Source organism: Thioalkalivibrio paradoxus ARh 1 (genome assembly GCF_000227685.2).
GTDB lineage: Bacteria > Pseudomonadota > Gammaproteobacteria > Ectothiorhodospirales > Ectothiorhodospiraceae > Thioalkalivibrio > Thioalkalivibrio paradoxus.
The window spans coordinates 3,400,449-3,425,282 of record NZ_CP007029.1 but is presented as its reverse complement, the minus strand read 5'-3'; the positions used below and the strand labels follow the sequence as shown (position 1 = coordinate 3,425,282).

Annotated in this window: 26 protein-coding genes; 20 read left to right on the top strand and 6 right to left on the bottom strand. The window is 66.9% G+C overall.

Annotation, left to right across the window (positions count from 1 at the left end; translation table 11 throughout):
- Positions 1 to 5: 5 nt before the first annotated feature.
- Positions 6 to 1,181, bottom strand: coding sequence for a methionine adenosyltransferase (gene metK, locus THITH_RS15485; protein ID WP_006746899.1), 1,176 nt, complete (start codon positions 1,179 to 1,181; stop codon positions 6 to 8).
- Between the two features lie 334 nt (positions 1,182 to 1,515).
- Between metK and tkt the strand changes: the two genes are divergently transcribed.
- The 6 genes from tkt (at position 1,516) to THITH_RS15455 (ending at position 9,483) form a co-directional block, all read left to right on the top strand.
- Complete coding sequence (gene tkt / locus THITH_RS15480; protein WP_006746900.1) at positions 1,516 to 3,513, top strand: transketolase; 1,998 nt, start codon at positions 1,516 to 1,518, stop codon at positions 3,511 to 3,513.
- A 30-nt stretch (positions 3,514 to 3,543) separates the two neighbouring features.
- Positions 3,544 to 4,542 carry a type I glyceraldehyde-3-phosphate dehydrogenase gene (gap, locus tag THITH_RS15475; protein ID WP_006746901.1) on the top strand — a complete coding sequence of 333 codons (999 nt, stop codon included), beginning with the start codon at positions 3,544 to 3,546 and terminating at the stop codon, positions 4,540 to 4,542.
- 137 nt (positions 4,543 to 4,679) lie between these two features.
- Entirely contained in the window at positions 4,680 to 5,858 is a 1,179-nt protein-coding gene (locus THITH_RS15470) for a phosphoglycerate kinase (RefSeq protein WP_006746902.1), read from the top strand.
- Positions 5,859 to 5,893: 35 nt separating this feature from the next.
- On the top strand, positions 5,894 to 7,333 hold the full coding sequence (gene pyk / locus THITH_RS15465) for a pyruvate kinase (RefSeq protein WP_006746903.1): 1,440 nt from the start codon (positions 5,894 to 5,896) through the stop codon (positions 7,331 to 7,333).
- Positions 7,334 to 7,396: 63 nt separating this feature from the next.
- Positions 7,397 to 8,461 carry a class II fructose-bisphosphate aldolase gene (gene fba, locus THITH_RS15460; RefSeq protein ID WP_006746904.1) on the top strand — a complete coding sequence of 355 codons (1,065 nt, stop codon included), beginning with the start codon at positions 7,397 to 7,399 and terminating at the stop codon, positions 8,459 to 8,461.
- A 230-nt stretch (positions 8,462 to 8,691) separates the two neighbouring features.
- Positions 8,692 to 9,483: a lipid-binding SYLF domain-containing protein gene (locus tag THITH_RS15455; RefSeq protein WP_456300612.1), complete on the top strand. Its 792-nt coding sequence runs from the start codon at positions 8,692 to 8,694 to the stop codon at positions 9,481 to 9,483.
- Here the strand turns inward: THITH_RS15455 and bioD are convergent.
- Both bioD and THITH_RS15445 read right to left on the bottom strand, forming a co-directional pair.
- Entirely contained in the window at positions 9,411 to 10,139 is a 729-nt protein-coding gene (gene bioD / locus THITH_RS15450) for a dethiobiotin synthase (protein ID WP_006746906.1), read from the bottom strand. The two genes, THITH_RS15455 and bioD, sit on opposite strands and share 73 nt — an antisense overlap.
- Positions 10,136 to 11,035 carry a phosphoribosylaminoimidazolesuccinocarboxamide synthase gene (locus THITH_RS15445; protein WP_025367631.1) on the bottom strand — a complete coding sequence of 300 codons (900 nt, stop codon included), beginning with the start codon at positions 11,033 to 11,035 and terminating at the stop codon, positions 10,136 to 10,138. The genes bioD and THITH_RS15445 overlap by 4 nt, the downstream gene beginning before the upstream one ends.
- A 223-nt stretch (positions 11,036 to 11,258) precedes the next feature.
- Between THITH_RS15445 and purE the strand changes: the two genes are divergently transcribed.
- From purE to THITH_RS15400, 9 genes are all read left to right on the top strand, one after another.
- Positions 11,259 to 11,729, top strand: a complete 471-nt coding sequence (gene purE / locus THITH_RS15440) for a 5-(carboxyamino)imidazole ribonucleotide mutase (RefSeq protein WP_006746908.1) — start codon at positions 11,259 to 11,261, stop codon at positions 11,727 to 11,729.
- The gene (locus THITH_RS15435; protein WP_006746909.1) at positions 11,726 to 12,892 is read left to right on the top strand and encodes a 5-(carboxyamino)imidazole ribonucleotide synthase; all 1,167 of its coding nucleotides are present in this window, start codon (positions 11,726 to 11,728) and stop codon (positions 12,890 to 12,892) included. The genes purE and THITH_RS15435 overlap by 4 nt, the downstream gene beginning before the upstream one ends.
- On the top strand, positions 12,889 to 13,515 hold the full coding sequence (locus tag THITH_RS15430) for a class I SAM-dependent methyltransferase (protein WP_006746910.1): 627 nt from the start codon (positions 12,889 to 12,891) through the stop codon (positions 13,513 to 13,515). The genes THITH_RS15435 and THITH_RS15430 overlap by 4 nt, the downstream gene beginning before the upstream one ends.
- Before the next feature lie 48 nt (positions 13,516 to 13,563).
- On the top strand, positions 13,564 to 14,229 hold the full coding sequence (locus THITH_RS15425; RefSeq protein WP_006746911.1) for an energy-coupling factor ABC transporter permease: 666 nt from the start codon (positions 13,564 to 13,566) through the stop codon (positions 14,227 to 14,229).
- Positions 14,230 to 14,316: 87 nt separating this feature from the next.
- Entirely contained in the window at positions 14,317 to 14,634 is a 318-nt protein-coding gene (locus THITH_RS15420; RefSeq protein WP_006746912.1) for a c-type cytochrome, read from the top strand.
- Positions 14,635 to 14,825: 191 nt separating this feature from the next.
- The gene (rpe, locus tag THITH_RS15415; protein WP_006746913.1) at positions 14,826 to 15,515 is read left to right on the top strand and encodes a ribulose-phosphate 3-epimerase; all 690 of its coding nucleotides are present in this window, start codon (positions 14,826 to 14,828) and stop codon (positions 15,513 to 15,515) included.
- A gap of 14 nt (positions 15,516 to 15,529) precedes the next feature.
- Entirely contained in the window at positions 15,530 to 16,213 is a 684-nt protein-coding gene (locus tag THITH_RS15410; protein ID WP_025367630.1) for a phosphoglycolate phosphatase, read from the top strand.
- 40 nt (positions 16,214 to 16,253) lie between these two features.
- Positions 16,254 to 17,735: an anthranilate synthase component I gene (trpE, locus tag THITH_RS15405; RefSeq protein WP_006746915.1), complete on the top strand. Its 1,482-nt coding sequence runs from the start codon at positions 16,254 to 16,256 to the stop codon at positions 17,733 to 17,735.
- A gap of 5 nt (positions 17,736 to 17,740) precedes the next feature.
- The gene (locus tag THITH_RS15400; RefSeq protein ID WP_006746916.1) at positions 17,741 to 18,556 is read left to right on the top strand and encodes an esterase/lipase family protein; all 816 of its coding nucleotides are present in this window, start codon (positions 17,741 to 17,743) and stop codon (positions 18,554 to 18,556) included.
- Positions 18,557 to 18,632: 76 nt separating this feature from the next.
- Here the strand turns inward: THITH_RS15400 and THITH_RS15395 are convergent, their stop codons facing one another.
- Positions 18,633 to 19,112, bottom strand: a complete 480-nt coding sequence (locus THITH_RS15395; RefSeq protein WP_006746917.1) for an Rrf2 family transcriptional regulator — start codon at positions 19,110 to 19,112, stop codon at positions 18,633 to 18,635.
- 372 nt (positions 19,113 to 19,484) lie between these two features.
- Between THITH_RS15395 and THITH_RS15390 the strand changes: the two genes are divergently transcribed.
- The 3 genes from THITH_RS15390 (at position 19,485) to trpC (ending at position 22,018) form a co-directional block, all read left to right on the top strand.
- Positions 19,485 to 20,078, top strand: coding sequence for an anthranilate synthase component II (locus THITH_RS15390; RefSeq protein ID WP_006746918.1), 594 nt, complete (start codon positions 19,485 to 19,487; stop codon positions 20,076 to 20,078).
- Between the two features lie 93 nt (positions 20,079 to 20,171).
- Positions 20,172 to 21,203, top strand: a complete 1,032-nt coding sequence (gene trpD, locus THITH_RS15385) for an anthranilate phosphoribosyltransferase (RefSeq protein WP_006746919.1) — start codon at positions 20,172 to 20,174, stop codon at positions 21,201 to 21,203.
- Complete coding sequence (gene trpC / locus THITH_RS15380; RefSeq protein ID WP_006746920.1) at positions 21,191 to 22,018, top strand: indole-3-glycerol phosphate synthase TrpC; 828 nt, start codon at positions 21,191 to 21,193, stop codon at positions 22,016 to 22,018. Before trpD ends, trpC begins: the two co-directional genes overlap by 13 nt.
- Positions 22,019 to 22,030: 12 nt before the next feature.
- Here the strand turns inward: trpC and crp are convergent, their stop codons facing one another.
- On the bottom strand, positions 22,031 to 22,666 hold the full coding sequence (gene crp / locus THITH_RS15375; protein ID WP_006746921.1) for a cAMP-activated global transcriptional regulator CRP: 636 nt from the start codon (positions 22,664 to 22,666) through the stop codon (positions 22,031 to 22,033).
- A 92-nt stretch (positions 22,667 to 22,758) separates the two neighbouring features.
- On the opposite strand from crp, the gene THITH_RS15370 reads away from it, so the two are divergent.
- Positions 22,759 to 23,214 (top strand): OsmC family protein, encoded by a 456-nt coding sequence (locus THITH_RS15370; protein WP_006746922.1) that lies wholly within the window; start codon positions 22,759 to 22,761, stop codon positions 23,212 to 23,214.
- Positions 23,215 to 23,285: 71 nt separating this feature from the next.
- Positions 23,286 to 24,095: an adenosylmethionine decarboxylase gene (gene speD / locus THITH_RS15365; RefSeq protein WP_025367629.1), complete on the top strand. Its 810-nt coding sequence runs from the start codon at positions 23,286 to 23,288 to the stop codon at positions 24,093 to 24,095.
- A gap of 78 nt (positions 24,096 to 24,173) precedes the next feature.
- On the opposite strand, the gene coq7 is transcribed toward speD, so the two are convergent.
- Positions 24,174 to 24,815, bottom strand: a complete 642-nt coding sequence (coq7, locus tag THITH_RS15360) for a 2-polyprenyl-3-methyl-6-methoxy-1,4-benzoquinone monooxygenase (protein ID WP_006746924.1) — start codon at positions 24,813 to 24,815, stop codon at positions 24,174 to 24,176.
- Positions 24,816 to 24,834: the final 19 nt, after the last annotated feature.

The window sequence follows — 24,834 nt, the reverse complement described above, 5'->3', positions numbered from 1 at the left end:
GGGCGCTAAGCGAGCCCGGCTGCGGCGCGGAGTTCTTCCGCGCGGTCGGTGCGTTCCCAGGGCAAGTCGACGTCGTCGCGCCCGAAATGCCCGTAGGCTGCGGTCTGCCGATACAGCGGCCGCAGCAGATCCAGCGCCTGGATCAACCCCCAGGGCCGCAGATCGAAATGTTCACGCACCAGCGCGACGATCCGGTCGTCCTCGATTCGGCCGGTGCCGAAGGTCTCGACGCTGATCGAAGTCGGTTGGGCCACCCCGATCGCGTAGGACACCTGGATCTCGCACTTGTCGGCCAGGCCGGCCGCGACGACGTTCTTTGCCACGTACCGGCCGGCATAGGCGGCGGAGCGGTCGACCTTGGAGGGGTCCTTGCCCGAGAAGGCGCCGCCGCCGTGGCGGGCCATGCCGCCGTAGGTGTCGACGATGATCTTGCGGCCGGTCAGGCCGCAGTCGCCGACCGGACCCCCGATCACGAACTGCCCGGTCGGGTTGATGTGGATCTGGTCGCGCGCGCAGTGCTCGAGCCACTGTGCCGGAAGCACCGGGCGCAGGATCTCCTCCATCACCGCCTCGTGCAGATCCTTCTGGGCGATCTCGGGCCGGTGCTGGGTTGACAGCACGACCGCGTCGATTCCCGCAGGCCGCCCATCAGTATAACGCAAAGTGACCTGACTTTTCGCGTCGGGGCGCAGCCAGGCCAGCGTTCCGTTCTTGCGCAGCTTGGCCTGGCGCCGCACCAGCTGGTGCGCGTAGTAGATCGGCGCCGGCATCAGCGTCTCGGTTTCCCGGGTCGCGTACCCGAACATCAGGCCCTGGTCGCCCGCGCCCTGGTTCGCGCGGTCGGACACGTCCCGGTCGACGCCCATCGAGATGTCCGCGGACTGCTGGCCGAGCGCGTTGAGCACCGCACAGGTATTCCCGTCGAATCCGACTTCCGAATTGTCGTAGCCGATCGTGCAGACGGCTTCGCGCACCAGCCGTTCGTGGTCGACGGCCGCGCTGGTGGTGATTTCCCCGGCCAGCAGCACCATCCCGGTCTTCACCAGGGTCTCGCAGGCGATGCGGGCATGCGGATCCTGGGCGATGATCGCGTCGACGATCGCGTCCGAGATCTGGTCGGCCATCTTGTCCGGGTGACCCTCGGACACCGATTCCGACGTAAACAGGAAGCTGCTGGGCATGCGATCCGATCCTCGGGGTGGTGTGGGCGAAAGCAGGGATAACCGCGAGAGTCTAACGCCTCGGAACAGGCATTTCTAAACCATCCGCCGAAACCGCCCGGGTATCTCCGATGGGCAGGTCCCCGGTGTCCGGGATGTTTCGGACTTGCCCCGGGCCTGGAAAGCGGACAAAATGCAGCGCCTTTAATCCGGGGCTGCACCCGGCGAAGACGCGCCGACCGACCTGCTTATCGCGCCGCCAGAAGAACAACGTACAACAACGCGGCCGGCGCCTGCGCATGGTCGGGCATCGAGTCCCGACCCGATTCAAGAATACTTCAGCCAGGAGATTCGCATGCCTTCCCGCAGAGAGCTTGCCAACGCCATACGCGCCCTGTCGATGGACGCGGTCCAGAAAGCCAATTCCGGTCATCCCGGTGCGCCGATGGGCATGGCGGACATCGCCGAAGTGCTCTGGAACGACTACCTGAAGCACAATCCGGCGAACCCGGGCTGGCTCGACCGGGACCGTTTCGTGATGTCCAACGGCCATGGATCGATGCTGGTCTACTCGCTGTTGCACCTGACCGGCTACGATCTGCCGATGTCCGAACTGCAGCAGTTCCGCCAGCTGCACTCGAAGACCCCGGGTCATCCCGAATACGGGTATACCGCCGGTGTGGAAACCACCACCGGCCCGCTGGGGCAGGGCGTGAGCAACGCGGTCGGCATGGCGCTGGCCGAGCGTGCGCTGGCGGCGCAGTTCAACCGCGACGGTCATGAGATCGTCGATCACCACACCTATGTCTTCCTCGGCGACGGCTGTCTGATGGAAGGGATCTCCCACGAGGCCTGCGCGCTCGCGGGCACTCTCGGCCTGGGCAAGCTGGTCGCGTTTTACGACGACAACGGGATCTCGATCGACGGCGAGGTCGAGGGTTGGTTTACCGACGATACCCCGAAACGCTTCGAGGCCTATGGCTGGCATGTGGTGCGTGACGTCGACGGCCACAGCGCCGATGCGGTCAAGGCGGCGATCGAGCAGGCGCGGGCCGAGACCGGCAAGCCCACGCTGATCTGTTGCAAGACCGTGATCGGCTTCGGTTCGCCGAACAAGCAGGGCAAGGAAGAATGCCACGGTGCGCCGCTGGGCGCCGACGAAATCGAACTCGCGCGCAAGGAGCTGGGTTGGCAGCACGCGCCGTTCGAGATTCCGGCCGACATCCAGTCCGCCTGGGACGCGCGGGAGCGGGGTGCACAGGCCGAGGCCGGGTGGACCGAGCGCTTCGAGGCCTACCGTGCCGCCCACCCGGAGCTCGCGGCCGAGTTCGAGCGCCGCATGCGCGGCGAACTGCCGGCCGATTGGGCCGACAGCGCCGCGGCCTTCGTGCAGCAGACGGTCGAGAAAGCCGAGAAGGTTGCGAGCCGGAAGGCGTCGCAGAACGCGATCGCCGGTTATGCCCCGGCGCTGCCGGAACTGCTGGGCGGTTCGGCCGATCTGGCCGGTTCCAACCTGACGCTGCACCCCGGTTCCAAGGGAATCAGCCGCGAGGATTCGGCGGGCAACTACGTGTTCTACGGCGTGCGCGAGTTCGGCATGGCCGCGATCATGAACGGCATCGCGCTGCACGGCGGATTCATTCCCTACGGCGGCACCTTCCTGATCTTCTCCGACTATGCGCGCAATGGCATCCGCATGTCGGCGCTGATGAAGCAGCGCGTGCTGTACGTGCTGACGCACGATTCCATCGGCCTGGGCGAGGATGGACCGACCCACCAGCCGATCGAACAGACCCCCAGCCTGCGCCTGATTCCGAATCTGAACGTCTGGCGTCCCTGCGACGCGGTCGAGACCGCGGTGGCGTGGAAGGCCGGGATCGAGCGCACCGACGGTCCCTCGGCGTTCATCCTCTCGCGGCAGGGCCTCGCGCCCCAGCAGCGCGATGGCGAACAGGTCGCCGGCATCACCCGCGGCGGCTACGTGCTGCGGGATTGCGAGGGAACCCCCGAACTGATCCTGATCGCAACCGGTTCCGAGGTGGCCCTCGCCGCCGCGGCTGCCGAGACGCTTGCGGGCGAAGGCCGTCGCGTGCGCCTGGTGTCGATGCCCTGCGTGGAACTGTTCGAGCAGCAGGACCCCGCCTACCGTGAAGCGGTGCTGCCGACGGCAGTGCGCGCCCGTGTGGCGGTCGAAGCCGGAGCAACCCCCGGCTGGTACAAGTTCGTCGGCCTCGATGGCGCGGTGGTCGGACTCGATCGTTTCGGCGAATCGGCTCCCGGCGGCGCGCTGATGGAATACTTCGGCTTCACCGCCGACAATGTCGCGCAGGTTGCCCGCGACGTCCTGAACTGAAGCACTGAAACCCCCATAGGAGTACGACCCATGGCTATCAAAGTCGGTATCAACGGATTCGGCCGCATCGGCCGCATGGCCTTCCGCGCCATCGCCCAGGAATTCCCGGAACTGGAAGTCGTCGCGATCAACGACCTGCTCGATCCGGAATACCTGGCGTACATGCTGCGCTACGACTCGGTGCATGGCCGGTTCGGTGGCGAGGTTTCGGTCGACGGCAATAACATGATCGTCAACGGCAAGAAGATTCGCCTGACCGCCGAGCGCGACCCCGCGAACCTGAAGTGGAACGAAGTCGGCGCCGACGTGGTGATCGAGTCCACCGGTTTCTTCCTGACCGAGGAAACCTGCCAGAAGCACATCGACGCGGGTGCGAAGAAGGTCGTGCAGAGCGCGCCTTCCAAGGACGCGACCCCGATGTTCGTCTACGGCGTGAACCACCAGGACTATGCCGGCCAGGCGATCCTGTCCGCCGCCTCGTGCACCACCAACGCGCTGGCGCCGGTGGCGAAGGTGCTGCACGACAACTTTGGCATCAAGCGTGGCCTGATGAGCACCGTGCATGCCGCCACCGCGACGCAGAAGACCGTCGACGGCCCGTCCCAGAAGGACTGGCGCGGCGGCCGTGGCATCCTGGAGAACATCATCCCGTCGTCCACCGGCGCCGCGAAGGCCGTCGGCAAGGTGCTGCCGTCGCTGAACGGCAAGCTGACCGGAATGGCGTTCCGCGTGCCGACCTCCGACGTGTCCGTGGTCGACCTGACCGTGGAACTGGACAAGGGCGCGAGCTACGACGACATCTGCAAGGCGATGAAGGCCGCATCCGAGGGCGAACTGAAGGGCGTGCTCGGCTACACCGACGAAAAGGTCGTTTCGACCGATTTCCGCGGGGTCGGCACGCCGTCGATCTTCGATGCCGAGGCCGGCATCCAGCTCGACGACACGTTCGTGAAGGTCGTCGCCTGGTACGACAACGAGTACGGGTATACCTGTAACATGCTGCGCGTGGTGCAGCACGTCGGCCGCTAGGTCCGAACGGTGCCGGCCGGTTGCGGGCGACTGCGGTCGCCCGTGGCCGGTGCGGAAGCCGGAGAGGGGTTCGGCAAGTGCAGGCGCATTTGCCCAACAACTTTCATTTGCTCGAGCTTTGACTGAGGAGTGCTGCCATGTCCGTGCTGAAGATGACCGATCTCGACCTCAAGGGTAAGCGTGTATTGATCCGGCAGGATCTCAACGTCCCGGTCAAGGACGGCAAGGTCACTTCGGATGCCCGGATTCGTGCCAGTCTGCCGACGGTCCGCAAGGCCCTCGAGGCCGGAGCGCGGGTGATGCTGATGTCGCACCTCGGTCGTCCGACCGAGGGCGAGTTTTCCGAGGCCGACTCGCTGGCGCCGGTGGCGGCGCACATGGGCGGCCTGCTCGAGCGCGACGTGCGGCTGGTGCGCGACTACCTGGACGGGGTCGAACTCGCCGACGGCGAAGTCGTGCTGCTCGAGAACGTGCGTTTCAACAAGGGCGAGAAGAAGGATATCGAGGAGCTGGCCAGGAAGTACGCCGGAATCTGCGATGTGTTCGTGATGGACGCCTTCGGCACCGCGCACCGCGCGCAGGCGTCGACTCACGGCGTCGCGAAATTTGCGCCACAGGCCTGTGCGGGGCCGCTGCTGGCGGCGGAACTCGACGCACTGGGCAAGGCGCTGGACAACCCGAAGCGGCCTCTGGTCGCGATCGTCGGCGGCTCCAAGGTATCGACCAAGCTGACCGTGCTCGAGTCGCTGTCCAAGGTGGTCGATCAGCTGATCGTCGGCGGCGGCATTGCCAACACGTTCATCGCCGCCCAGGGGCACCCGGTTGGCCAGTCGCTGTGCGAGAAGGATCTGATCGACGAGTCGAAGCGCCTGATGGCGGCCGCGAAGGAGAAGGGCGGTGAGATCCCGGTGCCGACCGACGTGACCGTCGGCAAGGAATTCAGCGAATCGACGCCGGCCACGGTGAAGAAGGTCGCCGACGTCGCCGGCGACGACATGATCTTCGACGTCGGCCCCGAGACGGCCGCCTCCTATGCCGAGCTGCTGAAGCGGGCCGGCACGATCGTCTGGAACGGTCCGGTCGGGGTGTTCGAGTTCGACCAGTTCGCGGCCGGAACCAAGGCGCTCGGCGAGGCAATCGCCGAGAGTGACGCGTTCTCGATCGCCGGTGGCGGCGACACGCTGGCCGCGATCGACAAATACGGGCTGGCCGAACGCATCAGCTACATCTCCACCGGCGGCGGCGCGTTCCTCGAGTTTCTCGAGGGCAAGACCCTGCCGGCCGTCGCGATGCTCGAACAGCGGGCCAAGGGCTGAAGGAGCCCATCAACGTGGCACAGGAACCCCCTCGGATGCGCAGGACCAAGATCGTGGCCACGTTGGGGCCCGCGACCGACAGCGCGCAGGCGCTGGAGAACCTGGTCCGCGCCGGGGTCGATGTGGTCCGGGTGAATTTTTCCCATGGGGACCCCGATAGCCACCGCAGCCGGGTGCGCCGGATCCGCGAGGCTGCTGACCGCGTCGGCCGTTGCGTGGGCGTGCTCGGTGACCTACAGGGGCCGAAGATCCGGACCGCGCGTTTCCAGAGCGGTCAGGTGGAGCTGGTGGAGGGCGACGCGTTCGCGCTCGACGCGAGTCTGCCGGCCGACGCCGGTGATCGCACGCAGGTGGGGCTGACCTACCCGGATCTCCCCGGCGATGTCGAACCCGGCGACGTGCTGCTGCTCGACGACGGCCGCATCGTGCTCAATGTCAAGTCGGTCAGCGGGCCGCGGATCGAAACGACGGTGGCCGTGGGCGGCGCATTGTCCAACAACAAGGGGATCAACCGCCAGGGCGGAGGCCTGTCCGCGCCCGCGATCACCGAAAAGGACCGCGAGGACATCCGGCTCGCCGCCGAGCTGGAGGTCGATTTCCTGGCGGTGTCGTTCCCGCGCTCGGCCGACGATGTGCATCTGGCGCGGTCGCTGCTGCGCGAGGCGGGCGGCGACGCTTCGCTCTGCGCGAAGATCGAGCGTGCGGAGGCGCTGCAGGCGATCGACGAGATCATTTCGGCGTCGGACGTGATCATGATCGCGCGCGGCGATCTGGGCGTCGAGATCGGCGATGCCGAACTGCCGGCCGTGCAGAAGAACCTGATCAGCCGCGCGCGCAAGCTGAACCGTGTGGTGATCACCGCGACCCAGATGATGGAGTCGATGATTCAGAGCCCGATCCCGACCCGTGCCGAGGTCTTCGACGTGGCCAACGCGGTGCTCGATGGCACCGACGCGGTGATGCTGTCGGGCGAGACGGCCACCGGCCGCTATCCGGACAAGGTCGTGGCGAGCATGGGCAGGATCTGTGTCGCGGCCGAATGCCAGCGCGCCGCGCGTCGGTCCACGCACCGGATGGACAGTTACTTCGGCCGGGTCGACGAGGCGATCGCGATGGCCACGATGTACACTGCGAACCACTTCGATGTCGCCGCGATCGCGGCATTGACCGAGTCCGGGTCGACGCCGCTGTGGATGTCCCGGATCAGTTCGGGCATCCCGATCTTCGCGCTCACCCAGCGCCGCAGGACCAGCCGCCGCCTGACGCTGTACCGGGGCGTGTACCCGGTGCAGCTCGATGCGATTCCGGAGACCCACGAGGAAACCAACCGCGAGGCGATCCGGTTGCTCCTCGAGGAGGGGGTCGTCAAGGACGGCGAGCTGGTCATCATTACCAAGGGCGATCTGAACGGCGTGCCCGGCGGTACCAATGCGATGAAGATCGTGCGTGTGGGCGAGACCGTCGCCGTTCCCTGATACCATTCGCGCGACTGTTGCGCTGATTCATTCCCACCTGAATCCTGTTAAGGAGGAGCACCCATGGCATTGATTTCTCTACGCCAGCTGCTGGACCATGCCGCCGAGCACGGCTATGGCATGCCGGCCTACAACGCGAACAACATGGAGCAGGTCCACTCGATCATGGAAGCGGCGGCTGCGGTCGACTCGCCGGTGATCATTCAGGCGTCGGCCGGCGCCCGCAAGTATGCCGGTGAGCCGTTCCTGCGTCACATCATCCTGGCCGCGGTGGAGCAGTATCCCGACATCCCGGTGTGCCTGCACCAGGACCACGGTTCCGAGCCGGCGGTCTGCTTCCGCTCGATCCAGTCCGGATTCACCTCGGTGATGATGGACGGCTCGCTGATGCCCGACATGAAGACGCCGTCGAGCTACGACTACAACGTGGAGGTGACGCGCAAGGTGTCCGAACTCGCGCATGCCGTCGGCGTGTCCGTTGAGGGCGAGCTGGGCTGCCTCGGTTCGCTCGAAACCGGCATGGCCGGCGAGGAAGACGGCTCCGGTGCCGAGGGTGTGCTGTCGCACGACCAGCTGCTGACGGACCCGGACGAGGCGGCCGACTTCGTGAAGAAGACCGCTGTCGACGCGCTGGCGATCGCGATCGGTACCTCGCACGGCGCGTACAAGTTCACGCGTCCGCCGACCGGTGACATCCTCGCGATCCAGCGCATCAAGGAAATCCATGCGCGCATCCCGAACACCCACCTGGTGATGCACGGGTCGTCGTCGGTGCCGCAGGACTGGCTCGAGATCATCAACAGCTTCGGCGGCGACATGGGCCAGACCTACGGCGTGCCCGTCGAGGAGATTCAGGAAGGTATCAAGCACGGCGTACGCAAGGTCAACATCGACACCGACCTGCGCATGGCCTCCACCGGCGCGATCCGCAAGTTCCTTGCGGAGAACCCGAAGGAGTTCGACCCGCGCAAGTTCCTGATCGCTTCCACCAAGGCGATGAAGGGCATCTGCCAGGCCCGGTACGAGGCCTTCGGCTGCGCCGGCATGGCGTCCAAGATCAAGCCGGTCAATCTCGACACGATGGTCGCCCGTTACAAGAGCGGCGAACTGGATCCGAAGGTCAACTGATCGGTCGATCCAGCCGGGGTTCCGGTTGTCCGCGCGCTTTGCGGCGGCCGGGATCCGCGCACCAAGGGGGGCTTCGGCCCCCTTCTTTTTTGGGACGATGCCGCGGCGCCGTGGTCTGTTAGGCTTGTTGCCGGTGCGAGTTCATCCGGTGTTCAGCGCGGCCGCGCGATCCTGCCAGCCGCCCGCAGCGCTACGAGGAGATTCCGATGAGAGTCCTGACCGTTGTTCTGATGCTTTTCGTCTGGACCTGGACGGCGACCGCCCAGGCCCAGTTCACGCGCGAGATCGACCCGCAACAGGTGATCGACGACGCGCGTGAGACCTTGCACGGTATCACCGCGAACCCCGACTACGAGGCGCTGCTCGCTGATCTGCAGACCGCCCGGGGCGTGCTGATCTTTCCCAGGGTGGTGCGGGGTGGCTTCTTCGTCGGGGGCTCCGGCGGGCTCGGCGTGTTCCTGGCCTGGGACGACGATCGTGGCGACTACAGCCCGGTGGCCTACTATTCGCTCGGCGCGGTCAGCCTGGGCCTGCAGTTCGGTGGCGAGGTGGCCGAGGTCGTGATGGTGGCCAAGACCCAGCGCGCGGTGGATTCGCTGTTCGCGTCGGCGTTCCGGCTGGGCGGCGATGCTTCGGTAGCCGCAGGTCCGGTCGGCGCCGGGCGCCGAGCGACCGTGACTGCCGACTTCATCTCCTATGCGCGCTCGCAGGGTGCATTCATGGGAATGAGCCTGGAGGGTTCGATGCTGCGCATTCGCGACGATTTCAACGAGTCGTATTATGGTGAGCGCCTGCGTCCCGTGCAGATCATCGAGGCGCGCAAGGTCGACGTGCCGGGCGCGGATGCGCTCCGGCAGGATCTTCTCGGATTCCGCCGGGATGGCGGGCGAGCGACGCCGGCACCGGCCGCACCAGCGGACGAACCGGTACCGGCCGCTCCTGCTCCGCTTCAGGAACCGGCTCCGATCGAACCAGGGTCGGGCGGCCTGACGATCGAGGAGCTCCAGGTCGAGAGACTCTGATCCAGATCTGCCGGGGGCACGCCCTCGGCGAACGTGAACACCGGCGCGTCGGTCCGGCCGCTGAGTGCCGTGCGATTGTCCATCGCTGGATGGGCATCGGCGCGGCGCCGGTTGAGTACCACCGCGGCGATTCGCAGGCGGCGCCGATCGAGCGCCTCCAGGGCGAGCAGGCACTGGCTCAGGGTGCCCAGGCGATCCTCGGCAACCAGCACGACCGGATCGCCGAGGGCCTCCGCCAGATCCGCGTTCAACCCGTCCTCGCACAGCGGGGAGTACAGGCCGCCGGCACCTTCGGTGATTCGCCAGGTGCCGGCGGGCCGGGCGCAGGCGTCGATCAGTTCGTCCAGGTACAGCGGCCGGCCCGCCAGCCGTGCCGCGAGGTCGGGTGCCAGCGGCTCGGCCAGGCGGAAGCGGGTGACTTCGTCCAGACGCTCGGGCGCGACGCCGGCGGCCGCGGCGAGCAGCGCCGCATCGGCCGGGTGGAGTTCGGCGCCGCGCAACACGCAGCCCGATTCGACCGGCTTGCGCGGTGCGACGTCGATCCCGAGCGCGCGCCAGTTGCGCGCGAGCGAGCACGCAACGAAGGTCTTGCCGACACCGGTGTCGGTACCGGTGACGAAGATGCCCCCGGCCGAGCCGGCATCCGCGGGGCTCATGCCGGCTCGGCGGTCAGGCGGCGTAATGCTTCCCGATAGCGCTCGGCGGTGCGGGCGACGATGTCGTCGGGAATGGTCGGGCCGGGCGGATTCTTGTCCCAGTCCAGCCCCTCGAGGTAGTCGCGCACGAACTGCTTGTCGAAGGATTCCGGGCTGATCCCGGGGCGGTAGCGCTCCTCCGGCCAGAAGCGCGACGAGTCCGGGGTCAGCACCTCGTCGATCAGGTGCAGGCGACCGTCGCTGTCGAGCCCGAACTCGAACTTGGTGTCGGCGATCAGGATGCCCCGGCGCCGGGCATGCTCGCGGGCCATCGCATAGATCCCCAGGGACGTGCTGCGCAGCTGGTCCGCGAGCTCGGCACCGAGCAGGCGAACCACGTCGTCGAACGCGATGTTGGCGTCATGCTCGCCGAGTTCCGCCTTCGTGCTGGGCGTGAAGATCGCCTCCGGCAACCGCGCCGCCAGGTCCAGCCCCTCGGGCAGGTCGATTCCGCAGACCTTGCCGCTGGCCCGATAATCCTTCCAGCCGGAGCCGATCAGGTAGCCGCGGACCACGGCCTCGACCGGCAGCGCGCGCAGGCGGCGCACGACCAGGCTGCGGCCCTCCAGGGGGGCGCGCACCGCCGGATCGGCGACGACCTCGGTCAGCGCGATGTCGGTGAGCTGGTTGGGGATGCCCAGCATTGCCTCGACCTTGCGCATCCAGAATACGGTGATCGCGGTCAGGATCCTGCCCTTGTCCGGGATCGGCGTCGGCAGCACCACGTCGAACGCGGAGAGACGGTCGGTGGTGACCATCAGCAGGTGATCGCCGTCCACCGCATAGAGGTCGCGGACCTTGCCGCGATGGATCAGGGGCAGGTGCGGGATGTGGCTCTCGAACAAGGCGTCTCGCATCCGCCCAGTGTAGCCCGAAGCCGTGACCGTGGGCATCCCGAGTTGGCGGTCCGCCCCCGGCAGCGTCGCGGGTCTTGCCTGCGGTCGCCAGCGCCAACCCGGCGTTGTGCGTGACGAGTTTCCGCTTCGGCGTCGCGTGCTGGGTGCGGTTCTTGCCCGTGCCGCCCGCCGGGGCTATCTTTGCGAACCTATGGAATCGACAAACCCCAGGATCGGCGTGGTGATGGGCAGCAGTTCCGACTGGCCCACGATGGAAATGGCCGTGGCGATCCTTGCCGAACTGGACATCCCCTTCGAGGCGCGCGTGGTCTCGGCTCACCGCACGCCGGACCTGTTGTTCGAGTACGCCGAACAGGCGGTCGGGCGCGGGCTGCAGGCGATCATCGCGGGTGCCGGTGGCGCGGCCCATCTGCCGGGGATGCTGGCTGCGAAGACCCTGGTTCCGGTGCTTGGTGTTCCGGTGGCCTCGCGTCACCTGAAGGGGCAGGACTCCCTGCTGTCGATCGTGCAGATGCCGAAAGGCATCCCGGTCGCGACCTTCGCGATCGGCGAGGCGGGGGCGGCCAACGCCGCGCTGTTTGCCGCTGCGATGCTGGCGAACACGGACCCGGCGTTGCGCGCGCGCCTCGAGCGCTTCCGGCAACGCCAGCGGGATGCGGTGCTGGCGCAGGATCTGCCCCCGGTGCCCGGGTGATCCTGCCGCCGGCGATTCTGGGGCTGCTCGGTGGAGGGCAGCTCGGACGCTATTTCGCGATCAGCGCACGCACGATGGGATACCGGGTCTGGGTGCTGGATCCCGACCCCGACAGTCCTGCCGGGCAGCTGGCGGACCGCCACCTGTGCGCGGGCTTCGACGACCGCGACGCGCTCGGCGAACTCGCCGCGCATGCGGCGGTGATCACCTGCGAGTTCGAGAACGTGCCGGCGGCCAGCGCCGAATGGCTGGCGCGACACGCCCTGCTCCGGCCCGACCCCCGAGCGCTGGCGGTGGCCCAGGACCGCATCGTCGAAAAGCGCTTCCTGGAGGCCGCCGGCGTTGCGCTCGCGCCCTGGTTGCCGATCGATGGCGTCGACGCCGCCAAGGCCGCGCTTCCGGACTGGAAGTTTCCAGCCATCCTCAAAACCGCGCGGCTCGGCTATGACGGTAAGGGCCAGCAAGCGGTCACGGCTCCCGACGGCGTGGTGCGGGCGTTCCGCCAGCTCGGGGAGGTGCCCTGTGTGCTGGAACAGAAGGTCGATCTGGAACGCGAGGTGTCGGTGGTGCTGGCGCGGGACCCGCACGGCCGCTGCCGGAGTTTTCCGGTAGCGGAGAACGTGCACCGCGGCGGCATCCTGCATCTGAGCCGGGTCCCCGCCCGGATCCCGGAGCCCGTCGAGGCTCAGGCCGAGGCGATCGCGCAGCGTATCGCCGAGCAACTCGATTACTGCGGTGTGCTCGCGGTCGAGTTCTTCGTGACCGGCGCAGGCGAACTGCTGGTCAACGAGATTGCGCCGCGTCCGCACAATTCCGGGCATTACACGCTGGACGCAGTGACCGTGTCCCAGTTCGAGCAGCAGCTGCGTGCGGTCTGCGGGCTGGCGCTGGCCCCGGCGGAACTGATCGCGCCGGTGGCAATGCTGAACCTGCTGGGAGATCTGTGGCCGTCGGACGGCAGGCTGCCGGATTTCTCCCGGGTGCTGGAGCAGGGGCGTGCGCGGCTGCACCTGTACGGCAAGCCCGGCGCGCGCCCGGGGCGCAAGATGGGGCATCTGAACCTGCTCGGTCCGCCGGGGGAGCCCGACGCGGCGCAGGTGGTCCGGCTGGCCGAGTCGCTCGCGGCGGACCTGGCCGCGGGCGCCGGCAGGGGGTCGGGATGAGCGACGCGCGCTGGAGTCTGCGTACCCGGGCCGAGCGGCAGCGGTTGCGCAAGGAGCTGAAATCCGATCTGCATTTCGCCGACGTGCTGGTGGGAGAGCGCCTGGAGTTCGTGACGACCTGGGGGCTGTTCTCCCCCCGGCGCATCGACGACGGCACCCGACTGCTCCTGGACCATGTCGAGCCGAATCCGGCAGACCGTTGCCTCGACCTGGGCTGCGGCTACGGTCCGATCGGACTGGCGTTCGCCCGCAAGGCGCATCAGGGGCACTGCACGCTGGTGGACAAGGATTTTGTCGCGGTGGAATACAGCCGGCGCAACGCGGCGTTGAACCGGATCGCGAACGTGGACTGTCTGCTCAGCAATGGGTTCGACCAGGTGGCCGGGCGCCGCTTCGACCTGGTCGCCTCGAACCTGCCGGCCAAGGTCGGGCGCGAACTGCTGTACACCTACCTGCTGGATGCCTGGGAGCAACTGAACCCGGGCGGTCGCCTGTGTGTCGTAACGATCACCGGCCTTCGACGCTTCATCGAAAAGGGTTTCAAGGAAGTGTTCGGAAACTACGACAAGCTCAAGCAGGGCAAGGATTACACGGTGGCCCTGGCCGTGCGCGAGCCCGATTGACCACGATTGCTCCGGTCCAGCCTGCCGGTCGCGTATCCCGAGTCGTCGATGCACCATATCTCCGTTGCTTTCCCCCTCTGGCTGCAGATCTCGGCGGCGGTCGTATTGGCGCTGCTGCTCGGCAGGATGTTGCGCGAGATGACCTGGAACGAGATCTTCGTTCCGGGGCGGATCCAGCATTTCGTGATCGCGGCGCTGCTGATGCTGCTGATCTGGAGCCTGCGCGCACAGTCGGTGGATGGACTGGCGATGCATTTCCTTGGTGTGGCCGTGGTCACTCTGGTGTTCGGCTGGCAGCTTGCAGTGCTGATGGTGTCGCTGGTGGTCGTGATGCTCGCCGTGCTCGGCATCGTGGATCCGCTGCAGGTGCCGCTGACCATCCTGCTGTCGGGCGCGCTCCCGGCGCTGGCGGTCTGGGGGCTGCTGGGGTTCAGCGAGCGGCGGTTGCCGCCGCACATGTTCATCTACCTCTACGTCGTCGGTTTTTTCGGCGGCGTGCTGTCGGTGCTGGTGGTGATGGGCAGCTACGCGGCGCTGTTCGGACTGTTTACCGATGTGCCCTGGGAACTCGTCTATTCGGAGTACCTGCGCTACACGGTGCTGCTGATTCTGCCGGAGGGTGTGCTGAACGGGATGGTGATCACAGGCCTGGTGATGTTCCGCCCGGAATGGGTGGCAACTTACTCGGATGCGCGCTATGTTGATGGCCGTTAATGTCCGGTTCAGGATCGACGTGTAGCCTGACGTTGACTCAGAGAAGTCCAAGAACTTCAACCCGAACAACCCTGCAGGAGGATGAGCATGAAGAAGTTGATGGTAGTCGTGGCCGGCGTGATCATGGCTTCGGGAATGGCAAGTGCCCATGCGGCCGACATCGAAGCCGGCAAGGCCAAGTACGAGTCGACCTGCCTGAGCTGCCACGGTGCCGAGGGCAAGGGTCAGGCGATCTTCCCGGCGGTGACCGGCCAGGATGCGGCCTATGTGACCGAGAAGCTCGAGCAGTACCGCGCCGGCGAGCAGGTCGGGCAGCACACCGCATTGATGGCACCCCACGCCCGTACGCTCAGCGACGAGGACATCGCCAACCTGGCGGCATATATCGACGCCGAGTTCAACTGACAGCCGCCGGAAACGGATCTGCGGGATCCGTCCCGGCGCTAACCGATACGCCGCCGCGAGCGCCTGCTTCCGGCGGCTTTTTCGCGCCTGACGAGGGACGACCTGCCAGCGGTTTTTGCCACGGCGACGGGCTTCCGGTAAAGTTCCGCGGTTGTTGAGCGCGCCCCCGATTTCGACCGCGAGGTTCTGCCATGGCCCTACCCGACCTGATCGCCCCGTCCATCCTTTCCGCCGATTTCGCTCGTCTGGGCGAGGAAGTCGACAACGTGCTGCGCGCCGGCGCGGACATCGTGCACTTCGACGTGATGGACAACCATTACGTGCCGAATCTGACGATCGGCCCGCTGGTCTGCGAGGCGCTGCGCAAGCATGGCGTGACTGCCCCGATCGACGTGCACCTGATGGTCAAGCCGGTCGACCGCATCATCCCGGACTTCGCGAAGGCCGGCGCGAGCTATATCACCTTCCACCCCGAGGCCTCCGAGCACATCGACCGTACGCTGCAGCTGATCCAGGCCGAGGGCTGCAAGGCGGGGCTGGTGTTCAACCCGGCGACGCCGCTGTCACACCTCGACTACGTGATGGACAAGGTCGACATGATTCTGCTGATGTCGGTCAACCCCGGCTTCGGCGGCCAGAAGTTCATTCCCGCGACGCTCGACAAGCTGCGCGAAGCCCGCCAGCGCATCGACGCGTCGGGTCGCGAAATCCGGCTCGAGATCGACGGGGGGGTGAAGGCCGACAACATCCGCGAGATCAAGGCCGCAGGTGCCGACACCTTCGTCGCCGGTTCAGCAATCTTCGGTGCAGCCAGCGACGCGGATCCCAACCGCTACGACAGCATCGTTCAGGCGATGCGCGACGAACTCGCCAAGGTCTGATCCGGTTGTCCGCCGTGTTCCTGCCGCGTCCGGAGATGATTCTGATCGATCTCGACGGGACGCTGATCGACAGCGTCCCGGACCTTGCCTTCTGTGTGGACGCGATGATGTCCGAACTCGGTTTGCCCGAACGCGGCGAAGCGACCGTGCGCAACTGGGTGGGCAACGGGGTCGAGCGGCTGGTGCAGCGCGCGCTCGCCAACAGCCTCGATGGCGAGCCCGACCCGGAGCTCTACACGCGTGCGCTGCCCGTGTTCCTGCGGCTCTACCAGGAACACACGTCGGGGCGCAGCCGGCTATACCCCGGCGTGCGCGAGGGCCTCGACCAGCTGCGCGCCGACGGCTTCCGGCTGGGCTGCGTGACCAACAAGGCCGAGCGGTTCACGTTGCCGCTGCTGCGCGACAAGGGCATCCGGGAGATGTTCGAGTTGGTGGTGTCCGGCGACACCCTGCCCCAGAAGAAGCCGGACCCGGCGCCGCTGCTGCATGCGGCGTCGGCGTTTGGCGTGACACCGGCCGAATCGCTGATGGTTGGCGATTCCCGCAGCGACGTGAAGGCGGCGCGCGCGGCCGGATTCCGGATCGTCTGCATGAGCTACGGCTACAACCACGGCGCGGATATCCGCGACGAGCACCCGGACGCGGTGCTGGATCGCCTCGACCAGCTGCCCGAGCTGTTGCGGGCCCGAGCTGCGTGATGCGGTGGCGCGGACGGCATCCGCGTGCGGGGCGCTGCGCATGACCCCGGACCAGTTCGATCGTCTCGCCGACGAAGGGCACAACCGCATTCCGCTGGTGCGCGAGGTGCTCGCCGATCTCGACACCCCGCTGTCGGTGTTCCTGAGGCTGGCGAACCAGCCGTATAGCTATCTGTTCGAGTCCGTGCAGGGCGGCGAGAAATGGGGGCGCTACTCGTTCATCGGCCTGCCCGCCCGCACGCTGGTCCGGATCCGCGGTCACGCGATCGAGGTCGAGCGCGCCGGCACCGTGGTCGAAAGCCTCGAGCACGATGATCCGCTGGCCTGGATCGAGTCCTTCCAGGCCCGCTACCGTGTCCCCGACCTTGGAGGCATGCCGCGATTCACGGGAGGACTGGTCGGCTATTTCGGTTTCGAGACGGTCCAGCTGATCGAGCCCCGGCTGGCCGGCAAGGACAAGCCGGATGCGCTGGGTCTGCCGGATATCCTATTGATGGTATCCGACGAGGTCGTGGTGTTCGATAACCTGGCCGGGCGTCTGTATCTGGTGGTGCACGCGGATGCCACCCGTCCCGACGGCCAAGCCGAGGCTTCAGCGCGCCTGGACCGTCTCGAGACGCGGCTGCTGGAGCCGCTGGCGCGGGCCGAGCCGCACATGCGTCCGCATGCGATGCCGGAGTATCTGGCCGGCTGGCCTGCCGACGAGTTCAAGGCTGCGGTGGCGCGGGCGCAACGCTACATCGTCGATGGCGACGTGATGCAGGTCGTGCTCGCCCAGCGGATGAGTGTGCCGTTCAGTGCGCCGCCGCTCGATCTGTACCGCGCGCTGCGCGGCCTGAATCCGTCTCCGTACATGTTCTACATGGACCTCGGCGACCACCACGTGGTCGGCGCGTCGCCCGAGATCCTGGTGCGCCTCGAGGACGATCGGGTCACCGTTCGGCCGATCGCCGGCACGCGGCCACGGGGCCGCAGCGAGCAGGAGGACCAGGCGCTCGAGGCCGATCTGCTTGCGGACCCCAAGGAGCGGGCCGAACACCTGATGCTGATCGATCTGGGGCGCAACGACGTCGGTCGAGTCAGCCGCACCGGCACGGTGCGCGTGACCGACACCATGGTAGTGGAGCGCTACTCGCATGTGATGCACATCGTCTCGAACGTCGAGGGCGAACTGCAGCCGGGGCTCAGTGCGATGGACGTGCTGCGCGCTGCATTCCCGGCGGGTACGGTCAGTGGCGCGCCCAAGATCCGCGCGCTGGAAATCATCGACGAACTGGAACCCGTGAAGCGGGGGATATACGCGGGTGCTGTCGGCTACCTGTCCTGGTCCGGTAACATGGATACCGCGATCGCGATCCGTACCGCGGTGCTGCACGATGGCGTGCTGCACATCCAGGCGGGGGCCGGGGTCGTCCATGACTCGGTGCCGGAGAACGAGTGGCAGGAAACGCTGAACAAGGGCAGGGCCGTGGTGCGGGCGGCGGAGATGGCGATCGGCGGGCTGGGGCCGCGGCGCGACTGAGCCGCATGCGCAGCGGGGTGGGTCTGATGCTGCCCGGTTTCTGGCTGGGCGTGCTGCTGTGCCTGCTGCCGCTACCGCTGGCAGCTCAGGTGATGCTGCTGATTCCCGGGCACGAGGGGCAGCAGTTCCAGGCTTTTCGTGAGGCCGGTGTCACCATCCCGCTGACCAGTTCGGGGTGGGTCGACGGTGGGCAGATGCTGCCGTCGCTGCGTGGGGTCGAGTTCGACCGTTCGCCGGAGGCCTCCAGCCGGGTCTTCTATACGCTGCTGATGCCCACCGAGCGACCGGTCTCGATGCAGGCCGAATGGCTGAACCTCTACCTGGACGCGGCCACCCGGCGCCATCCCGGCGAACCGGTGATCCTGGTAGCGCATTCGATCGCCGGGGTCGTCGCCCGGTATGCGCTGGTCACGCGGAAACGGCCTGAGGTCGAGACGCTGATCACCATTGCCAGTCCGCATGTCGACGGCAGCATGATCGAGTTCGGCGACTTTTTCTGGCAGTCGCCGCTGGGCACCTATACGCCGCTGCTGGGGGCCGGCGGCATGCAGCGCTTGCTCGAACTCTATGCCGGTATCAGCGTCAACCAGCCGGGCAACATCCTGCGCTGGCTGGCACACCAGAACCACCCGAACATCCGCTATGTGAGCATCATCCGGCTGCTCGACACCGTGGTCGACCCGATGATGCAGGATCTGAACCGGGTGGCCAACCTGCGCGGGCGCGCCGAGGTGCTGTGGAGTCCGGCAGGGCATGCGCTGGAGGCGAGCGACGGCACGCTGCTCGCCGCGCTGTTTCTGGAGCGGATCCGCCGCGATTGAACGCCGGTGAACGGACCCATGCCCGCCGCGCGGGCATGGGTATATCCCCCGTTGCCGGAAGACCGGTGCCGCCGAATCAGGCGGCGTTGTCGAAGATGAAATGGTGCCGTGCGCGATGCTGGCGCAGGTCGGGCTTGCCCATCACCTTCTGTACCTCGGGGTGGTTCGCGAACTGATCCAGCGTGATTCCGTCCAGGAAATCGTGCAGCTTCTGGTCGAATTCCTGCCACAGCCGTTCGGTCAGCGGCAGTTCGGTTTCCGAGTCGCCAGGCGGCTGCTTCAGCCGGTTCAGGTTCATCGTGTCGCCGAGCGCGTCGATGATGTCGGCCACGCTGACCTGCTCGGGCCGGCGCGCCAGCCGGTAGCCGCCGCCCGGTCCGCGAATGCCCTCGACCAATCCGCCCTTGCGCAGTCTTGCGAACATCTGTTCGAGGTACGACATCGAAATCCCCTGACGCTCGGAGATCCCGATCAGCGTGACGGGACCGCCGCGTTCGTGGATGGCGATGTCCATCATGGCGGTAATCGCGAAGCGGCCTTTGGTGGAAAGTTTCATGGCGGACTCCTTGCATCGGTACTGTAGACGCATTAAAGCAAATCTTGACAATTTTAGTCAAGAATGAGGCGCGCATCGGCGAGCGAACGCTTGCGAGCCGCTGGCTACACCGTGCGGCCATCGCTGATGGCGGCTGGGTGTGGCCGGTCCCGCTGCGAACGACGGCTACGGTTGGGACGAGCCGGTGTCCTGGGCGCGGCCGGCGGCTGCGCGGGCACGCCGTGCAGGAAACGGGCGTGGCGCGGGCAGACGGTTTATGCTACGCGGTCGCGGCCTGCCCGCAGGCCGTCGCTGTGGTTCACGCGGCGCTTCGTGTCCTTCGGCCGGCATGGCCTCCGGGCAGGAAGCGTCGGCAAACAGGAAATGCGCTCGATGATCCTGATGATCGACAACTACGATTCCTTCACCTTCAACCTCGTGCAGTACCTCGGCGAGCTCGGGGCGGAGGTCGCGGTGCACCGCAACGACCGGATCGACCTGGAGGGCGTGCGCCGGCTGGCGCCGCAAGGGATCGTGATTTCCCCGGGGCCTTGTACGCCCAACGAGGCCGGGGTGTCGCTCGAGGTGATCCGAACCTTCGCCGGCGAGATCCCGATCCTGGGCGTGTGCCTGGGACATCAGGCGATCGGGCAGGCTTTCGGGGGGCGCGTGGTCCACGCGAAAGCCATCATGCATGGCAAGACATCGCCCGTGTTTCATTCTGGGCAGGGGGTGTTCGAGGGGCTGGAGAATCCGCTCGAGGCGACTCGCTACCATTCGCTGGTGATCGAACAGGCGAGCCTTCCGGATTGCCTCGAGGTCACCGCCTGGACGCAGGACGAGACCGGTCGGCTGGACGAGATCATGGGCGTGCGCCACCGCAGTCTGGCAGTCGAGGGCGTGCAGTTCCACCCGGAATCGATTCTCACCCGGCAGGGGCACGAGCTTCTGGGCAACTTCCTGAAGCGGCTCGCGGCCGTGGCGTGAGTCCGGGCCGGGGCGGGCGGGTCGTCTGCGCGGGCTGCGGGCGGTAGACTGTCGGCCGCATTTTCGATTCCAGTCAGCAACAGGGGTGGGCGGGTGACGATACAGGAAGCGATCGCCGCTTTGATCGAGCGGAAGAATCTGGATGCCGGGGCCATGACTTCGGTGATGCGCACGGTGATGACCGGGCAGGCAACGCCGGCGCAGATCGGCGCCCTGCTCGTCGCATTGCGCATGAAGGGCGAAACGCCGGACGAGATCGTGGCCGCGGCCCGGGTCATGCGCGAACTCGCGACCCGGGTGCCGGTGCCCACCGATGGTCTGGTCGACACCTGCGGGACCGGGGGCGATGCCTCGGGTACGTTCAATGTGTCCACCGCGTCGGCGCTGGTGGCCGCGGCGGCCGGCGCGCGAGTGGCCAAGCACGGGAACCGTTCGGTGTCGTCGCGCTCCGGCAGCGCCGACGTGCTCGAAGCGCTCGGGGTGCGGCTGGGCATCGCGCCCGATGGCGTCGCGACCTGTATCGAGCGCATCGGGGTCGGGTTCCTGTTCGCTCCGGCACACCATGGCGCGATGCGCCATGCGATCGGTCCGCGGCGCGAACTCGGCGTGCGCACCATGTTCAACGTGCTCGGGCCGCTGACCAACCCCGCAGGTGCTCCGAACCAGGTACTGGGCGTGTTCAGTGAGCAATGGCTGCGGCCGCTGGCCGAGGCCCTGCAGATGCTCGGCAGCCGGCATGTGCTGGTCGTGCACGCCGAGGATGGTCTGGATGAGATCAGCATCGCTGCGCCGACCCGGGTGGCGGAACTGCGCGATGCGACGATACGCGAGTACACGCTGGCCCCCGGCGATCTGGGGCTGCAGTCAGCGCCACTGGACAGTATCCGGGTCGACGGCGTCGAAGCCTCGGCCGCGATGATCCGCTCGGTTCTTGCCGGTGATCCGGGAGCGGCGCGCGATATCGTGCTGATGAATGCCGGCGCGGCGCTGTACGTCGGCGGTTATGCGGAGAGCCATCTGCAGGGGGTGGCCCGCGCGGCGCAGGCGATCGACAGCGGTGCCGCCGCCGACCGTCTGCGGCAACTCGTGGAACTGACGCAGGAATTGCCCGAATGGCAGGCGTGACCGCCGGGGTGCCCGACATCCTGCAGCGGATCCTCGCGCGCAAGCAGGAGGAGATTCGGGCGCGTTCCGCAACGCTGCCGTTGCCGGAGCTCGCGTCCCGGGCCCGGGACGCGGATCCTCCCCGTGGCTTCCGTGCGGCGCTTGCCGCTCGCATCCGCCGGGGGTTGCCCGCGGTCATCGCCGAGATCAAGAAGGCCAGTCCGAGCAAGGGCGTGCTGCGCGCGGATTTCGATCCGGTCGCGATTGCGGGTAGCTATGCGCGGCACGGCGCGGCCTGCCTGTCGGTGCTGACCGACATCGATTTCTTTCAGGGGGCCGACGGCTACCTGCAGAAGGCGCGGGCCGCCTGCGACCTGCCGGTGCTGCGCAAGGACTTCGTGGTGGACCCCTACCAGGTCCACGAGGCCCGTGCGCTGGGCGCCGACTGCATCCTGCTGATCGTTGCCGCGCTGGACGATGAGCAGATGCGGGCGCTTTACCGGCTGGCGCTGGACCTGGGAATGGACGTGCTGGTGGAAGTGCACGACCGGGACGAACTCGGGCGCGCGCTGGCACTGGATGCCGGGCTGATCGGGATCAACAACCGCGATCTGCGCAGCTTCGAGACCCGCCTGGAGACGACGCTCGATCTCTGTGCGCAGGTTCCGGAAGGCGTGCTGCTGGTCACCGAGAGCGGGATCCACCGGCCTTCCGACGTGGCGCGGATGCGGGCAGCCGGGGTCGAGGCGTTCCTGGTGGGGGAGGCGTTCATGCGCGCCCCGGATCCGGGTGAGGCACTAGAGCGCCTGTTCGGTCCGGAGCCGGACGCGGGCTGACCGGCCCGGTGGTCAGCGGGTGCCGAAGACGACGATGGTCTTGCCGTGGGCGCTGATCATCCCGCGCTCCTCGAGTCCCTTCAGCACCCGCCCCGCCATTTCCCTGGAGCAGCCGACGATCTTCGCGATCTCCTGACGAGTGATGTGCAGTTGCATCCCGTCGGGATGGGTGATCGCGTCGGGCTGCCGGGCCAGGTCCAGCAGCGTCTGCTCGATGCGCCCGGTGACGTCGTCGAACGCGAGATGGCGGAGCTTCTCGGAGGTTCTGCGCAAGCGGTCGGCAATCTGTCCGGTCAGCATGATCAGAACCTCGGGGTCGCGCATGACCAACTCACGAAAACGCGTGTAACTGATCTCGGCGGTTTCCGTCTCCTCTCGGGCGACGACCGTCGCGCTGCGCGGGTCATGCTGGAAAAAACCGAGTTCGCCGAAGAATTCGCCCTTGTTCAGGTAGGCCAGCACGAGTTCCTGGCCGTCGTCTTCGACCAGTACGCGCACCGACCCGCTGACGAGATAGTAAAGGGCATCCGGGGGCGTCCCGGACAGGATGATCGTGCTGTGCTTCGGGTAGCGCCGCCGGTGGCAGTGTTCGAGCAGCCGCTCCAGTGCGGGATTCGGTGGAGGCGGTGCAGGAATCAGACGGCTCATGCATGGTACCGTAGGCGCTGGCAGGCGATCAGTCTAGCAGACCGCCGCTGCGCGGGCGGTCGCAGGGGCGGGCACATGGGGAGGCGAAGCCGATGCAGGTACGGGTGAAGTGGGTCGACGGTATGGCCTTCGTCGGCGAGACGGGGACCGGGCATGCGCTGGTGATGGACGGTGCCCCCGAGTTCGGCGGGCGCAACCTCGGTGCGCGACCGATGGAAATGCTGCTGCTCGGGCTCGGTGGCTGTACCGCCTTCGACGTGGTCGCGATCCTGAAGAAGGCCCGCCAGCCGGTGCTGGACTGCGAGGTCACGGTGGACGCGGTTCGCTCGGACAAGGTGCCGAAGGTGTTCACTGAGATTCGGGTGCACTACCGGGTGTACGGGAACGGCCTCGCCGAAAAGCAGGTCGCCCGTGCGGTGGAGCTTTCGTCCACCCGCTACTGCTCCGCATCGGTCATGCTTGGGGCCTCCGCGAAGATCGAGCACGACTTCGAGGTGATCGAAGGGCCCGCAGCGCGTGACCGCAGCGCCCGCGACGCTGGGGAGTGAATCGTTGACTCCCGGTTCAGGGAGTCTAGAATTCAGCGCTCTTTTGGTTGGGGCTGGAGGACACCGCCATGCTGGCTCGCCACAACAAGCGCATCAAGCTCCACGGGTTCAACAACCTGACCAAGAGCCTGAGCTTCAACATCTACGACATCTGCTACGCGGCGGGTGAGCGGCACCGCGACGAGTACATCGCCTACATCGACGAGGCCTACAACGCCGCGCGGCTGACGCAGATCCTGACCGACGTCGCGCAACTGATCGGTGCCAACATTCTCGATATCTCGCGCCAGGACTACGACCCGCAGGGCGCTTCAGTGACCATGCTGATCTCCGAGGAGCCGGTCGCTACCGAGAAGATCGGCTATACCGAGGGCCCGGGTCCGCTGCCGGAGGCCGTGCTCGCGCATCTCGACAAGAGCCATATCACCGTGCACACCTACCCGGAATCCCACCCCGAGGGCGGGATCGCGACCTTTCGTGCGGATATCGATGTCTCCACCTGTGGGCGGATCTCGCCGCTGCGGGCGCTGAACTACCTGATCCACAGTTTCGAGTCCGACATCGTGATCATGGACTACCGCGTGCGCGGCTTCACCCGCGACATCCGCGGCAAGAAGCATTTCATCGATCACAAGATCAACTCGATTCAGGATTTCCTTTCCCGCGACACCAAGGACAAGTACCAGATGGTGGACGTGAACGTGTACCAGGAGTACCTGTTCCACACCAAGATGGTGCTGAAGGATTTCGACCTCGATAACTATATGTTCGGACTCGGGAAGGACGACTACTCCGCCAAGGAAGCCGGGCGCATCGCCAAGCTGCTGAAGCGCGAGATGATGGAGATCTTCTACGGCAAGAACATGAACCGCGCACCCTGAGGTTACGCGTTTCGATGCATCGGGCAGGGTCGGGAGCGGCTGTGCGCCTGCGATCGGCCGCAGCGCAGCGCCTGCGATTCAGATCCAGTAGGTGGTGCGAGTCATCACGCCGGCCATCGCTGGCATCAGCAGCTTTCGTACTGGCCAGGGCAGCGGCTGCCCGCCGAGATCCATTGCCTTCGCGCCGTGCTCGACCTCGTCCTGTTTCATCTGCTGCAGGATCGCCGCAGAGGCATTGTCCTGACGGGGCAGGCGTTGCAGATGTTGATCCAGATGCTGCTCCACCTGCCGCTCGGTCTCGTCGACGAACCCGAGGCTGTACCGGTCGCCGGCCAATCCCGCGGCCGCGCCCAGCGCCACCGACCCCAGATACCAGAACGGGCCGAGCAGGCTGGTATGCGTGCCCATCTGCTGCGCCCGTTCGGCGCACCAGTTCAGGTGGTCGCCCTCCTCGCGCGCCGACTGGTCCAGCTGGCGGCGTACCGCCTCGCGGCGCGACGTGAGCATCTGGCCCTGGTAGAGCCCTTGGGCCGCGATCTCGCCCGCATGGTTCACCCGCATCAGGCGGCCCACCAGGCGGCGTTCCTCCGGCTCCAGGTGGGGTTCGGGTAGATCCTGCGCCGGCGAGGGGCGCCCGGTCGCGCGCGCATGACCCGAGGTCACCTTCAGGAAGGCATCGGCCTGGCTGATCAGTTCGTCGAGCAGGGAAAAGTGTCGCATCGTCTGATACTAGGGCCCC